12 protein-coding genes are annotated in these 13861 nt (G+C 71.1%); 3 read left to right on the top strand and 9 right to left on the bottom strand.

What is annotated here, in order from left to right:
* Positions 1-94 precede the first annotated feature (94 nt).
* Positions 95-2128 (top strand): thioredoxin domain-containing protein, encoded by a 2034-nt coding sequence (locus OG852_RS18495; protein ID WP_133912693.1) that lies wholly within the window; start codon positions 95-97, stop codon positions 2126-2128.
* A 355-nt stretch (positions 2129-2483) separates the two neighbouring features.
* On the opposite strand, the gene OG852_RS18490 is transcribed toward OG852_RS18495, so the two are convergent.
* The 4 genes from OG852_RS18490 to trhA form a co-directional block, all read right to left on the bottom strand.
* Positions 2484-3209, bottom strand: a complete 726-nt coding sequence (locus tag OG852_RS18490; protein ID WP_133912692.1) for a Mut7-C RNAse domain-containing protein — start codon at positions 3207-3209, stop codon at positions 2484-2486.
* Between the two features lie 33 nt (positions 3210-3242).
* Positions 3243-3872, bottom strand: coding sequence for a TetR/AcrR family transcriptional regulator (locus OG852_RS18485; protein WP_443064538.1), 630 nt, complete (start codon positions 3870-3872; stop codon positions 3243-3245).
* A gap of 11 nt (positions 3873-3883) precedes the next feature.
* Complete coding sequence (locus tag OG852_RS18480) at positions 3884-5443, bottom strand: MFS transporter (protein WP_330348482.1); 1560 nt, start codon at positions 5441-5443, stop codon at positions 3884-3886.
* A gap of 104 nt (positions 5444-5547) precedes the next feature.
* Positions 5548-6261, bottom strand: a complete 714-nt coding sequence (gene trhA, locus OG852_RS18475) for a PAQR family membrane homeostasis protein TrhA (protein ID WP_330348481.1) — start codon at positions 6259-6261, stop codon at positions 5548-5550.
* Positions 6262-6598: 337 nt separating this feature from the next.
* On the opposite strand from trhA, the gene OG852_RS18470 reads away from it, so the two are divergent.
* Entirely contained in the window at positions 6599-8422 is a 1824-nt protein-coding gene (locus OG852_RS18470) for a phosphoenolpyruvate carboxykinase (GTP) (RefSeq protein WP_133912688.1), read from the top strand.
* Between the two features lie 181 nt (positions 8423-8603).
* Here OG852_RS18470 and OG852_RS18465 read toward each other — a convergent pair whose 3' ends face one another.
* Positions 8604-9032: a GtrA family protein gene (locus OG852_RS18465; RefSeq protein ID WP_330348480.1), complete on the bottom strand. Its 429-nt coding sequence runs from the start codon at positions 9030-9032 to the stop codon at positions 8604-8606.
* Between the two features lie 61 nt (positions 9033-9093).
* On the opposite strand from OG852_RS18465, the gene OG852_RS18460 reads away from it, so the two are divergent.
* Positions 9094-10080: a glycosyltransferase family 2 protein gene (locus tag OG852_RS18460; protein ID WP_133912686.1), complete on the top strand. Its 987-nt coding sequence runs from the start codon at positions 9094-9096 to the stop codon at positions 10078-10080.
* On the opposite strand, the gene OG852_RS18455 is transcribed toward OG852_RS18460, so the two are convergent.
* The 4 genes from OG852_RS18455 to OG852_RS18440 all read right to left on the bottom strand — a co-directional run bounded on the left by OG852_RS18455 (position 10046) and on the right by OG852_RS18440 (position 13835).
* On the bottom strand, positions 10046-11308 hold the full coding sequence (locus tag OG852_RS18455; protein WP_330348479.1) for a glycosyltransferase 87 family protein: 1263 nt from the start codon (positions 11306-11308) through the stop codon (positions 10046-10048). The genes OG852_RS18460 and OG852_RS18455 overlap by 35 nt on opposite strands.
* The gene (locus tag OG852_RS18450; RefSeq protein ID WP_330348478.1) at positions 11305-11928 is read right to left on the bottom strand and encodes a tetratricopeptide repeat protein; all 624 of its coding nucleotides are present in this window, start codon (positions 11926-11928) and stop codon (positions 11305-11307) included. The genes OG852_RS18455 and OG852_RS18450 overlap by 4 nt, the downstream gene beginning before the upstream one ends.
* 157 nt (positions 11929-12085) lie before the next feature.
* On the bottom strand, positions 12086-12511 hold the full coding sequence (locus OG852_RS18445; RefSeq protein ID WP_330348477.1) for an SCO4983 family protein: 426 nt from the start codon (positions 12509-12511) through the stop codon (positions 12086-12088).
* 112 nt (positions 12512-12623) lie between these two features.
* Positions 12624-13835: a pyridoxal phosphate-dependent aminotransferase gene (locus tag OG852_RS18440; protein ID WP_133912682.1), complete on the bottom strand. Its 1212-nt coding sequence runs from the start codon at positions 13833-13835 to the stop codon at positions 12624-12626.
* Positions 13836-13861: the final 26 nt, after the last annotated feature.

Below are 13861 nucleotides of genomic sequence, written 5' to 3'. Positions count from 1 at the left end.
GCTTCGGGGGACGCGGGAGCGCGAGAGGGGCGACGGGCGGGGTGATCGCCCGCCGTCGCAGGACTCACCGTCGCCGGTCGGGCAGGATGGAGGTATGCCGAATCGACTGGCCCATGAGACGTCCCCGTATCTGCTCCAGCACGCCGACAATCCGGTGGACTGGTGGCCCTGGTCGGGGGAGGCCTTCGAGGAGGCGCGGCGGCGGGGGGTGCCGGTGCTGCTGAGTGTCGGGTACAGCAGTTGCCACTGGTGCCATGTCATGGCGCACGAGTCGTTCGAGGACCGGGCGACCGCCGACCAGCTCAACGCGGACTTCGTGAGCATCAAGGTGGACCGCGAGGAACGGCCCGACGTGGACGCCGTCTACATGGAGGCCGTGCAGGCCGCCACCGGGCAGGGTGGGTGGCCGATGACGGTGTTCCTGACGCCGGAGGCGGAGCCGTTCTATTTCGGTACGTACTTCCCGCCGGCGCCCCGGCACGGGATGCCGTCGTTCCGGCAGGTGCTGGAGGGCGTGCGGCAGGCGTGGGGGGAGCGGCGGGACGAGGTCGCGGAGGTCGCGGGGAAGATCGTGCGGGATCTGGCGGAGCGGGAGATCTCCTTCGGGGACGGGAAGGCGCCGGGGGAGCAGGAGCTGTCGCAGGCGCTGCTGGGGCTGACGCGGGAGTACGACCCGCAGCGCGGCGGGTTCGGCGGGGCGCCGAAGTTCCCGCCGTCCATGGTGATCGAGTTCCTGCTGCGGCATCACGCCCGTACCGGCGCCGAGGGCGCGTTGCAGATGGCGCAGGACACCTGTGAGCGGATGGCGCGGGGCGGGATCTACGACCAGCTCGGCGGCGGGTTCGCCCGGTACTCCGTCGACCGGGACTGGACGGTGCCGCACTTCGAGAAGATGTTGTATGACAATGCCCTGCTCTGTCGGGTCTATGCGCACCTCTGGCGGGCCACCGGCTCCGAGCTGGCGCGGCGCGTCGCCCTGGAGACCGCCGACTTCATGGTGCGGGAGCTGCGGACCGAGGAGGGCGGGTTCGCCTCGGCGCTCGACGCCGACAGCGACGACGGCACCGGGAAGCATGTCGAGGGCGCGTACTACGTGTGGACGCCCGCGGAGCTGACCGAGGTGCTCGGCGCCGAGGACGCGCGGCTCGCCGCGCACTACTTCGGGGTCACCGAGGAGGGCACCTTCGAGCAGGGCGCCTCCGTGCTGCGGCTGCCCCAGCAGGACCATGTCTTCGACGCGGAGAAGATCGCCGGCATCACACGGCGGCTCTTCGACGCCCGTGCCCGGCGGGCCGCCCCCGGCCGGGACGACAAGGTCGTCGCCGCCTGGAACGGGCTCGCCATCGCCGCGCTCGCCGAGACCGGCGCCTACTTCGACCGCCCCGACCTGGTGGCCGCGGCCGTGGGCGCCGCCGATCTCCTCGTACGGCTGCATCTCGACGAGCGGGCCCGGCTCTCCCGTACCAGCAAGGACGGGCAGGCCGGGGCCAACGCGGGGGTGCTGGAGGACTACGGCGATGTCGCCGAGGGGTTCCTCGCGCTGGCCTCGGTGACCGGGGAGGGGGTCTGGCTGGAGTTCGCGGGGTTCCTGCTGGACCACGTCCTCGCGCGGTTCGCCGACCCGGAGTCGGGTGCGTTGTACGACACGGCCGCCGACGCCGAGCGGCTGATCCGCAGGCCGCAGGACCCGACGGACAACGCCGTCCCCTCCGGGTGGACCGCGGCGGCCGGTGCGCTGCTGGGCTATGCCGCCCACACCGGTTCCGAGGCGCACCGCACGGCCGCCGAGAAGGCCCTCGGGGTCGTCAAGGCGCTGGGGCCGCGGGTGCCCCGGTTCATCGGCTGGGGGCTCGCGGCGGCCGAGGCGCTGCTCGACGGTCCGCGCGAGGTGGCCGTCGTGGCGGCCGAGTTCGACGATCCGGCCGCGAAGATCCTGCTCCGTACGGCGCTGCTCGGCGCGGCGCCGGGGGCGGTCGTGGCGTACGGCACGGTCGGCAGCGAGGAGTTTCCGCTGCTCGCCGACCGGACGCTGAGGGACGGTGAACCGACGGCGTACGTCTGCCGCAACTTCACCTGCGACGCCCCGACGACCGACCCGGAACGCCTTCGTCTCGCTTTGGGCGGCTGAAGGGGCCTCGCGGGTCGGCCGGCCGGCCGGTGGACTCCGGTGGGGCGTCCCGAGATCCGAACCCGGACGCCTTCGTCTCGCTTTGGGCGGCTGAAGGGGCCCCGCGGGTCGGCCGGCCGGCCGTGGACTCAGGTGGGGCGTCCCGAGATCCGAACCCGGACGCCTTCGTCTCGCTTTGGGCGGCTGAAGGGGCCCCGCGGGTCGGCCGGCCGGCCGTGGACTCAGGTGGGGCGTCCTGAGATCCGAACCCGGACGCCTTCGCAGCGCCTTGGGCGACCGAAGATGCCCGTCGGCGGGGCCGAAGCGGTCGGCCGGCGCGACAGAAGCGGTCGTCCGGCGCGGCTGAAGCGGCCCGCTAGCGCGTGAACTCCGCCAGGGCGCGCTCCACGATGGCCTCGAGCTGTTCGTGGTGCGCGCCCTTCCAGTAGGCGCGGCCGCAGGAGGCGCACTGGGCGAAGACGTCGTAGGAGCGGTGGGTGCCGTGTGCGAGCTGGTCGGCGACCTCGTCCTTGGTGGCCTCGCGGAGCAGGCCGTTGCAGGCGGTGCAGCGGGTCCAGGGGGCGAGGTCGGGGCGGAAGCGGTCGAGGACGTCACGGAGTTGGTCGTCCGGGCTGGTGCTGTAGATGTAGGCGCCCGCCCAGAGCTCACGGCGGCGCAGCAGGCCCCGGTCGCGGCTGAGCATGACCCGTTGTTCGGCGGCCGAGCGGGTGGCGAGGGCCGGGTCGCCGATGTCGGTGGACTCGTAGGCGGTGTCCACGCCGAGCAGCCGCATCCGGCGGGCCAGCGTGCCGAGGTGGACGTCGAGGAGGAAGCGCAGGGGGGCGCCGGGGACCTGCTGGGGGCGGGCGACGGGGCGGACCGTCACCCGCTCGCCGTGCGCCGGGACGTGGGAGACCGGCACCTCGCGGCCGTCGACGACGAGGGTGCCGACCTCCGTCAGCGGGACGCCGAGGGACTCGACGACATGGCCGAGGGTGGAGACGCCGTCGACGGCGAGCGGGTGGGTGCCGGTCCGGCGGGCGTGCGGGACGAACAGGGCCAGCTCGGGGGCCACTTCGACGTGGATCTCGGGTGGGTTCACCTGGTCAGGATGGCATGCGGGAGGGGCTCCGCCTCAGCGGTTTTCGACGGGCAGGCCGTTCTGGAGGACGTCCAGGGCGCGGTCGAGGAGGGCGGGGAAGTCTCCCTGGTGGCCCTGCTCGGCCCAGTACATGGAGGTCTCCATCAGTCCGCCGATGAGCGACATCGTGTACACGCGCACTTCCAGGCTGTCGGGGGGGAGGCCGGTGCGCTCGGCCACCGCGGTGGCGAACATCCGGCCCGTGACCGACATGCTCTCCATCATCCGCGAGCGCACCGCGGGAACCTGGACCAGCAGGTGGGTGCGGATGCGCGCCACCTCGGGGTCCTCCTCGATGCCGGTGCGCACGGCCTCCTGCATCACGTACCGGACGGTCTGCGCCCACGGCTCGTCCGCCGGGCGGGCCCGCAGTTCCTCCAAGAGGATCGGGTCGTACTCGTCCGTGAGGACGATGTCCTCCTTGGTCGGGAAGTAGCGGAAGACGGTCGACGGCGACACCTCGGCGCGCTCGGCGATCTGGTCGATCGTCGTGGCGTCGTACCCCTGCTCCTTGATCAGCGCGTACGTCGCGGTGCGGATCGCCTCGCGCGTCTTGATCTTCTTGCGCTCGCGCAGACCCAGTGGGGGGCGGTCGGCGGGGGAGGTGGTGCGGGCGGCCGTCATGGGCTTCATTCTCAGGCATCCGCCTCGTGCGGGGCCACCGCGGGCCGCGCGCTCCCGGCGCTGCGGGCCGCGGCCGTCCCCGGCAGGAAGGCCGCCGCGAGCAGCGCGGAGACCAGGGCGGCGATCCCGCACACCAGCAGGGCCAGGGTCATGCCGTGCACATAGGCGGCGTCCGCGGAGGCCGCCAGGTGCGCGGAGCCCGTCTTCTCGGCGATCACGTGTGCGGCGACGACCGAGTCCCCGGCGGTGTCGGCGGCCGAGGCGGGCAGGCCGGTGACGTCGAGGCGGTCGCGGAAGGCGCCCGCGAGCAGGCTGCCGAGCAGGGCGATACCGATGGCGCCGCCGACCTGGCGCAGGGTCATCAGCAGTCCCGAGCCGCTGCCGGCGCGGTCGGAGGGCAGGGTGCCGAGGGCGCCGGACATCGCGGGCACGATCGAGAACCCGAAGCCGGCTCCGGCGACGGACAGCCACAGCGCGGTGAAGCCGTAGCCGGAGTCGACGGTCGTACGACTGCCCAGGAGCGCGGCGAAGGCCAGCACCACCAGGCCCGCGCTCACCACGGCCCGGGCGCCGAAGCGGGCGACGACCGGCTGCGCGGCCCGCGCGGCGACCATCAGCCCGCCCATCATCGGCAGCAGCCGCACCCCGGTGCCGAGGGCGTCGTGGCCGAGGACGGCCTGGAGATAGGGCGGCAGGACGAACATCAGGCCGGACAGGACGAACATCACCAAGGTGGCCGCGAGGGTGTTGAACAGGAAGCCCCGGTGGGCGAGCAGCCCCATGTCGAGCATGGGCCGCGACGCCTTGCGCTCGCGCAGGACCAGCGCGGTGATCAGTACGGCGGCCACCGCGAACATGGCGACGACCAGGGGGTCGCCCCAGCCTCGGGTGGGCGCCTCGATGATCGCGTAGATCAGCGTGCCGAGCCCGGTGGCGGTGAGCGCGGTGGAGACGGTGTCGACCGTGGGGGAGGCGGGGTCGCGGGTCTCCGGCAGCAGCAGGACGCAGGCGGCGATGCCGAGGGCGGCCATCGGGAGGTTGATGAGGAAGACGGAGCCCCACCAGAAGTGGTTGAGCAGCCAGCCGCCGATGATCGGGCCGAGCGGCAGACCGAGGGTCGAGCCGGCGGAGACGATGCCGACGGCCTTGGTGCGCTCCTCGGGGGCGAACAGCGAGGGCAGGACGGACAGCGCGAGGGGGGTGACCAGCGCGGCCCCGACGCCCATCACCGCGCGGGCGGCGACGACCGCCTCGACGCCCCCGGCCAGAGCGCCCACCAGTGAGCCGGCGAGGAAGACGGCCAGTCCGGTGATGAGCATCCGGCGCCGTCCGAACCGGTCGCCGAGGAGGCCTGCGGGGAGCATCAGCGCGGCGAAGACGACGACGTAGGCGTCGGCCATCCACTGCTGTTCGCCGGTGGTGGCGCCGAGGTCCCGGGCCATCGTGGGGAGCGCCACGTTGAGGATCGTCATGTCGAAGCCGAGCGTGAGCATGCTCGCGACCAGGGCCCCGAGGGCCCACCAGCGGCGGGGATCGCGTCCCACCTCGGAAGCGTTCGTGACAGTAACCATGAAATGAAAGTAACTCTCAAAACATAGTTGGTGTCAATTGCCATGGGGTACGAAAAAGGGCCACGGCGGAGAAGCCGTGGCCCTGGGATGGCGGAAAAGTGACGCTACGCGTGCTGGTACGCCACCAGCGAGATCCCGACGTAGTGGACGACGAACGCGGCGAGCGTGAGCAAGTGGAAGACCTCGTGGAAGCCGAACCACCGAGGTGAGGGGTTGGGGCGCTTGATGCCGTAGATCACGCCGCCGGCGCTGTAGAGGAGCCCGCCGACGACGACCAGCACCAGGACCGCGATCCCGCCCGTGCGCATGAAATCCGGCAGGAAGAAGACGGCCGCCCAGCCCATCGCGATGTAGCAGGGGGTGTACAGCCAGCGCGGGGCGCCGACCCAGAAGACCCGGAAGGCGATGCCCGCGAGCGCCGCGCCCCAGATGCCCCACAGCAGCCACTGGCCCTTGCCCCCCGGCAGGAGCAGCAGGGTCAGCGGGGTGTAGGTGCCCGCGATGATCAGGAAGATGTTGGCGTGGTCGAGGCGGCGCAGGATGCCGTCCATGCGCGCGTTCCAGTTGCCCCGGTGGTAGAGCGCGCTCACGCCGAACAGCAGGCAGGCGGTGAGCGCGTAGATGCCACAGGCGATCCGGCCCCGGGCGGAGTCCGCGAGGGCGGTGAGCACCAGGCCGGCGATGAGGGCGGCCGGGAACATGCCGAGATGCAGCCAGCCGCGCAGCTTGGGCTTGATCTCGTCCGGCAGGGAGAGCGCGAGCGGACCGCGGCCGTCGGCCGGCGTGTCCGTGGGCGCGTCGGGGACAGGCGCAGTCATGGGCCGCATCGTACCTACGGAACCGTAAGTTACGGATCAGTCCTGCGGGTTCAGGGGCGAAGAGTGGCCATCATCTCACGGTGGCGTCCCGCGGGATCGCGCGGGTTCATTCCAAAGAATCTTCTGCTGAACGTCAAGTGGACGCAAAGAAGCGCGGTTATGCGTGGCGATGCTCACTCCGCTCACCTGTGACGCCTTCTGGACAGATGGGCGCAAGCGTCGGATGATCAGATGAGTGCGGTCGGCACCGGATGAGCGCTGAAGATCCAGTCGCCAAGCATCCGGGCCGCAGCCCCCACGGGGCCTCCAACAAAAAACCCCTCACCTAGGAGCGATCGTGGCGCGCGACATCGCGGCTCCCACCGTCATCCCGACCAACCACCAGGAACTGATCTCGTGGGTGAACGAGATCGCCGAACTGACACAGCCGGACAGCGTGGTCTGGTGCGACGGATCCGAGGCCGAGTACGAGCGCCTGTGCGGGGAGCTCGTCGAGAAGGGCACCTTCAAACGGCTCGACCCGATCAAGCGCCCCAACTCCTACTACGCCGCTTCCGACCCGACCGATGTCGCGCGGGTCGAGGACCGGACGTTCATCTGCTCCGAGAAGGAGGAGGACGCCGGCCCGACGAACCACTGGAAGGCGCCCGCCGAGATGCGGGAGATCTTCTCCGGGGAGAAGGGCGTCTTCCGCGGCTCGATGCGCGGCCGGACGATGTACGTCGTCCCGTTCTGCATGGGCCCGCTCGGCTCGGACCTCTCCGCGATCGGCGTCGAGATCACCGACTCCGCCTACGTCGCGGTGTCCATGCGCACCATGACCCGCATGGGGCAGCCCGTCCTGGACGAGCTCGGCGCCGACGGCTTCTTCGTCAAGGCCGTGCACACCCTCGGCGCGCCGCTGGAGGAGGGCCAGGCGGACGTTCCGTGGCCGTGCAACTCGACCAAGTACATCTCGCACTTCCCCGAGAGCCGCGAGATCTGGTCCTACGGCTCCGGCTACGGCGGCAACGCCCTGCTCGGCAAGAAGTGCTACGCCCTGCGGATCGCCTCCGTCATGGCCCGTGACGAGGGCTGGCTGGCCGAGCACATGCTGATCCTCAAGCTGACCCCGCCGCAGGGCGAGTCGAAGTACGTCGCCGCCGCGTTCCCCTCCGCCTGCGGCAAGACCAACCTCGCCATGCTGGAGCCCACCATCTCCGGCTGGACCGTCGAGACGATCGGTGACGACATCGCCTGGATGCGCTTCGGTGAGGACGGCCGGCTGTACGCCATCAACCCCGAGGCCGGCTTCTTCGGCGTCGCGCCCGGCACCGGCGAGCACACCAACGCCAACGCGATGAAGACCCTGTGGGGCAACTCCGTCTTCACCAACGTCGCCCTCACCGACGACAACGACATCTGGTGGGAGGGCATGACGGAGGAGACCCCGGCCCACCTCACCGACTGGAAGGGCAACGACTGGACGCCGTCCGCGGACGTCCCGGCCGCCCACCCCAACGCCCGCTTCACCGTCCCGGCCTCGCAGTGCCCGATCATCGCGCCCGAGTGGGAGGACCCCAAGGGTGTGCCGATCTCGGCGATCCTCTTCGGCGGGCGGCGCGCGAGCGCGGTCCCGCTGGTGACGGAGTCCTTCGACTGGAACCACGGTGTCTTCCTCGGCGCGAACGTCGCCTCCGAGAAGACCGCCGCCGCCGAGGGCAAGGTCGGCGAGCTGCGCCGCGACCCGTTCGCCATGCTGCCGTTCTGCGGCTACAACATGGGCGACTACATGGGCCACTGGGTCGATGTCGCCAAGGGCAAGGACCAGGCGAAACTCCCGAAGATCTACTACGTCAACTGGTTCCGCAAGAACGACGAGGGCGCTTTCGTCTGGCCCGGCTTCGGTGAGAACAGCCGCGTCCTGAAGTGGATCGTCGAGCGGCTCGACGGCAAGGCCGAGGGCGTGGAGACCCCGATCGGCGTCCTGCCGACCCGGGACGCCCTGGACACCAAGGGCCTGGAACTGTCCGACGCCGACCTCGACTTCCTCCTCACGGTCGACAAGGAGGTCTGGCGCGAGGAGGCCGCCCTGGTCCCCGAGCACCTCAACACCTTCGGCGAGCACACCCCGAAGGAGCTGTGGGACGAGTACCGCGCACTGGTGCGGCGCCTGGGCTGACGCCCTCCACACACGCCGCGGCCGGCTACCGATCGAGCCCTGACCAGCAATATCGTCACGGCCGGCCGCGGTGAACAGCACCACAGACCGGCGAGGTTCCGCACAACGGCGTGGGGAACCCTGGGCCTGTCGTCACCACCCGTCCGCCCCGACGGGGAGGTGGCGGCAGGCCTTCGCCCGTTCACGCCGCCTTCGCGAACACCCACCACCGCAGCAGTGTGAACCGCAGTATCGTCGCGGTCCCGTTGGCCACGACCAGCGCGGCGATCTCCACGCGCGGCGCGTCCGACACCATCCGGTGCACCAGGGCGAGGGCGCCGCTGCTGAGCGCGAGCCCGGCGAGGAAGGCCACCAGCCCCTGGAGCTGCTGCCGGGCGACACCCTCCGTGCCGCGCACCCCGAAGGTGAACCGGCGGTTGGCGGCGGTGTTCGCCACGGCGGTGGTGAAGAGCGCGACCAGGTTGGCGAGCTGCGCGTCGAGCACCGGCCGAAGCGCGGTGAACAGGCCGAGGTGGGCGAGTGTGGACAGCACCCCGATGACCGCGAACACGGGAAGCTGCCGGGCGACCCCCGCGGTGCGGGGGGCGTGTGTCTCTACGCGCTGAGCCATTCCAGCATTGTACGGTAAGTAAGCAAATACTACCGTAAGTGAGCAGAAGGCCGGTGTCCGTATGTCATCTGTCGAGCTGTCGGTCGTCATTCCGATGTTCAACGAGGAAGAGGCGCTTCCCGCCCTGGCGGAGCGGCTGCGGCCGGTGCTCGACGCGACGGGCGAGACGTACGAGGTCGTCGCCGTCGACGACGGTTCCACGGACGGGACGTCCGGTCAACTCACCCGGCTGCGGACCGGCTGGCCCCAGCTGCGGGTGGTGCGCCTGCGCCGCAACAGCGGACATCAGGCGGCGCTGACCGCCGGACTGCACCACTCCCGCGGCCGCTACACCGCGAGCCTCGACGCCGACCTCCAGGATCCCCCGGAGAAGATCCCGGAGATGCTCGCCCTGGCCCGCGCCCGCCACCTCGACATCGTCTACGGCGTGCGCGGCAACCGCTCCAGCGACACCGGCTTCAAACGCCGTAGCGCGGGCGCCTACTACTGGCTCATGCGCCGGATGGTCGGCAACCATGTCTCGGCCCAGGCGGGCGACTTCCGGCTGCTGTCGCGCGAGGCCCTCGACGCGCTGAAGGCGCTGCCCGACCAGCCGCAGGTGTACCGGCTGCTCATGCCGTGGTTCGGCTTCCCCAGCGGCGAGGTCACCTACCGCCGGGACCCCCGTGTCGCGGGCCGCACCAAGTACCCCCTGCGCAAGATGGTCCTGCTCGCGGTGGACAGCGTCATCGGCTTCTCCGTCGCCCCGCTGCGGCTGGCCGTCTGGCTCGGCGTCCTCGCCTTCGGCGTCTGCCTCGGGATGCTGGCGTACACCCTGGCCGTGTACGCCGCCGGCGACACCACCCGCGGCTGGACCTCCCTGATCATCGCGGTGCTGTTCGTCGGCTCCGTGCAGCTCATCTGCCTGGGGGTGGTCGGCGAGTACATCGGCCGCATCTACACCGCCACCCAGCGGCGGCCCACCTATTACGTCGCCGACGACACCGGTACGCCCCTGGCCCCCGGGGCGGCCGTCACGTCCGGGCCGGCTCGGCCGCGGTCGGGCTGACGAGCCGCGGGCCGGTCGCGGTGGGCGCGGCGGGCGCGTCGCGCAGTTCGCGGGCGGTCGTCCGCAGCAGGGCCATCGTCGCCAGCAGCATCAGCGTGGCGAACGCCGGCATGGGCATGTACGCGGCCAGCGTGGCGGAGTTGCACTTCACATAGCTGCCGAACGAGGCGAGCTGCACCAGCAGCGGCACGTACCAGAGCCGCCGGGGCAGCGCGAACGCGGCCACCGCGGTGAGCACCTCGGCGACGTAGAAGTACCGCTCGTGCATCGAGGGCAGCACGTACGGCACGACGAGCGCGGAGCAGGCGGCCGTCAGCACGATCCCGCGGTCCGTGAGCCCGGCGCCCGTGGGACCGGTGTCCGCGGTGCCCGGCCGGCCCCGCCGCAGGGTCCACACCGTGAGCCCGATCAGCAGCGCCACCAGCGTCCCCGCGACGAGGACCCCCGCCGTGCGGACGGCGTCCGTGTCCGTGCCGTCGGGCATCGAGGCGAAGGCGTAGACGGACGGCGCGTTGACGGACAACTGGTGGTACGTCCCCGTCTGCCGGGCGTAGACCGTCAGCAGTCGCCACGGGTCGGCGCCGAACAGGAACGCCGGCACGTCCAGGGCGAGGTACACCGCGGGGATCGCGAGCAGACTCCGCCACGGCACCCGCCCCAGCACCACCAGAACCAGCAGGAAGGGAAAGAGGAACACGGCCTGGAACTTGACCGCCAGCGCGATCCCGAAGAAGGCGCACGCCCACCACGGCCGCCGCCGCAGCAGGTGGTGGATCCCGCCGACCAGGAAGACCGCGTAGACACCGTCGCACTGCCCCCACCAGCCGCTGTTGGCGACGACGGTGGGCAGCAGGAGCACCACCCCGGCCGCGCCGAAGGCCGCCCAGGACGGGGCGGGACGCAGCCGGGCCACGATCCGGAAGGCGTAGTAGGCCATCGCCAGGTCGCACAGGATCGAGATCCACTTGATCCCGGCCAGCGCCGACACCGGCAGATAGGTCAGCCCCGCCAGCAGATAGAGGTAGGGGACGTTGTAGTCCGAGAAACCGGGGTCGGCGAGGGCGCCGAACCCGCCGTGGGAGGCGAGGTGCCGGTACCAGGGGTCGAGGAAGGTGAGGTAGTCCCCGGACTCCTCGGGGAGCAGGACGATACGGGCCGCGAGGGCGGTCGCCACCAAGGTGTACACGGTCAACGCCCGCACGGTCCGGTCGGGTGTCTGTGTCGTCATCGGGGGCTCCCTGCCGGGCTCGGTGCGGGGGACGGGCTCAGGGAATCCCGGAAGGCTTCCGGCACCTGGGAGAGGAGCGAGGGATCGGTCGCCACCGCGCTGCGGAATTCCTCGGCGGCTTCCCGGTCCCGTCTTCTGCGCGCCCAGAGGTCCCCGAGATGCAGATGGGCCGTGGCCGCCCGGGGGTCGGCGCCGACGGCGCGTTCCAGAAGTCCCATCGCCCGGTCGGGATCGGTCGACTCCAGCAGGAGCGCCTCGTTGTAGAGGGCCGAGGAGAACGCCGGATCGATCTTCAGGGCTTTGTCGTACGCCCTGCGGGCTTCGGCGGCCCGGCCGTCCTGATGGGCGATGACGCCCAGGTTGTACCAGGCGACCTTGTTCTGCGGGTCGAGGCTCAGGACCACCCCGTAGAACCGGGAGGCGCCCTGGGGATCGCCCTTCTGCTGCGCCGCGATCCCGGCCTGCAGCAGGGCATCGGCACTCGGGGGAGTCTGCTTCGAAGAGGCCCGCGCCTCGGTGTTCGAGGTCGCCGCAGCCCAGGCCACGACCGACCACGACATCAGTCCGGTGGCAACTGCAGCCGCACCGGAGAGCACCACCAACAATTGCCTGCGTTTCACCGCATCGACGTTACGAGGCTGTACTGGTGGCACAGGTGTGCGCGGGCCCTCGGGGCACAGGGTCCACCCGAATGCAGTCGGGCGGAAAAAATGGCGCCCGGTCCGCGCGTCGCTGCGGGTGCACGCGGACCGGGGCCGTAGGGGGGACCCCGAGGGGTCAGCCGGCGGTGCTCAGCTCCTGCTGCTCCGCCAGCGCGGCGGCATGGGCTTCCATGCGCTCCGCCGCCAGGATCGCCGCCTTGGTGTCCGCGCGGGACGCGGCGACGACCAGGGCGCGACCCGCTAGGGAGTGCGCCCGCTGGTGCAGGGCCGCGAGACGGGACTCGCGGACGGCGGAGGTCGCCGCGCGGGCCGGCGTCCGTCCTCCCCGCAGCCGGGCCACCTGCTGGGCGAGCCGGGTGGCCGCGCCGTCGAGGTCGGCGGACGGCGCCGGTCCGCGCAGTTCGTCGGTGACGGCGAGCAGGGCCGAGAGATGACCGGCGAGCTGGATGTCCAGCTCCTCCTCGCGGGAGCGGTGGGGGAAGTCGGAGGGCGTGCCGGCCATCGTGCTGTGGACCGACTTGGTGCGGATCGGCTCGTACATGAGGATGGCCTCCTGTGCTCTGACAGGAAGCCATCCTAGCTTAGATTTCGTCTAAAGTTGAGACGTTCACAGAACAGGGCCACAGCCTCTACAGAGGGTGAGCCCCCCGTGGTCAGGGCTGGCCGTAGCCGTCCAGGAAGCGCGCGATCCGGCCCACCGCGTCCCTCAGGTCCGTCGCCGTCGGCAGGGTCACCACCCGGAAGTGGTCCGGCTCGGGCCAGTTGAAGCCGGTGCCCTGGACGACCATGATCTTCTCCTGGCGCAGCAGGTCCAGGACCATCTGCCGGTCGTCCTTGATCTTGAAGACGGTGGGGTCCAGACGCGGGAAGAGGTACAGCGCGCCCTTCGGCCGTACACACGTCACGCCCGGGATCTGCGTCAGCAGCTCGTACGCCGTGTCCATCTGCTCCTTGAGCCGCCCGCCCGGCAGCACCAGGTCGTTGATGGACTGCCGTCCGCTGAGCGCGGCCACCACGCCGTGCTGGCCCGGCATGTTCGCGCACAGCCGCATGTTCGCCAGGATCGTCAGACCCTCGATGTAGGAGTCGGCGTGGGCGCGCGGGCCCGAGATCGACATCCAGCCGACCCGGTAGCCGGCCACCCGGTAGGCCTTCGACATCCCGTTGAAGGTGAGCGTCAGCAGATCCGGGGCCACGGCGGCGGTCGGGGTGTGGGTGGCGCCGTCGTACAGGATCTTGTCGTAGATCTCGTCGGAGCAGACGAGCAGGTTGTGGCGCCGCGCGATGTCGGTGAGCCCCCGGACCATCGCCTCGTCGTACACCGCGCCCGTCGGGTTGTTGGGGTTGATGATGACGATCGCCTTGGTGCGGTCGGTGACCTTGCGCTCGACGTCGGCGAGGTCCGGCATCCAGTCCGACTGCTCGTCGCACCGGTAGTGCACGGCCGTACCGCCGGACAGCGACACGGCGGCGGTCCACAGCGGATAGTCGGGCGAGGGGACGAGCACCTCGTCGCCGTCGTCCAGCAGGCCCTGCATCGCCATCACGATCAGCTCGGAGACGCCGTTGCCGACGAAGACGTGCTCGACGTCCGTCTCGATGCCGAGGGTCTGGTTGTGCATGACGACCGCCCGGCGGGCCGCGAGCAGACCCTTGGCGTCGCCGTAGCCGTGCGCCGTGGAGACGTTGCGGAGGACGTCCTCCAGGATCTCCGGCGGGGCCTCGAAGCCGAAGGCGGCCGGGTTGCCGGTGTTGAGCTTGAGGATGCGGTGCCCTGCCGCCTCCAGGCGCATCGCCTCCTCGAGAACCGGGCCCCGGATCTCGTAACAGACGTTGGCGAGCTTCGTCGACTGGATCACCTGCATGTCAGGGAGCTTACGGCCCGGTAACG

Source organism: Streptomyces sp. NBC_00582, from assembly GCF_036345155.1.
In the GTDB taxonomy this organism is placed as follows: Bacteria; Actinomycetota; Actinomycetes; order Streptomycetales; family Streptomycetaceae; genus Streptomyces.
This window is presented reverse-complemented; position numbering and strand designations above follow the sequence as displayed.

Excerpts from the sequence above, each read along its gene's own strand:
- OG852_RS18495 (WP_133912693.1), top strand. The coding sequence starts at position 95 with ATGCCGAATCGACTGGCCCATGAGACGTCCCCGTATCTGCTCCAGCAC.
- OG852_RS18485 (WP_443064538.1), bottom strand. The coding sequence starts at position 3,872 with ATGACGGCCGCCCGCACCACCTCCCCCGCCGACCGCCCCCCACTGGGT.
- OG852_RS18480 (WP_330348482.1), bottom strand. The coding sequence starts at position 5,443 with ATGGTTACTGTCACGAACGCTTCCGAGGTGGGACGCGATCCCCGCCGC.
- trhA (WP_330348481.1), bottom strand. The coding sequence starts at position 6,261 with ATGACTGCGCCTGTCCCCGACGCGCCCACGGACACGCCGGCCGACGGC.
- OG852_RS18465 (WP_330348480.1), bottom strand. The coding sequence starts at position 9,032 with ATGGCTCAGCGCGTAGAGACACACGCCCCCCGCACCGCGGGGGTCGCC.
- OG852_RS18460 (WP_133912686.1), top strand. The coding sequence starts at position 9,094 with ATGTCATCTGTCGAGCTGTCGGTCGTCATTCCGATGTTCAACGAGGAA.
- OG852_RS18455 (WP_330348479.1), bottom strand. The coding sequence starts at position 11,308 with ATGACGACACAGACACCCGACCGGACCGTGCGGGCGTTGACCGTGTAC.
- OG852_RS18445 (WP_330348477.1), bottom strand. The coding sequence starts at position 12,511 with ATGTACGAGCCGATCCGCACCAAGTCGGTCCACAGCACGATGGCCGGC.
- OG852_RS18440 (WP_133912682.1), bottom strand. The coding sequence starts at position 13,835 with ATGCAGGTGATCCAGTCGACGAAGCTCGCCAACGTCTGTTACGAGATC.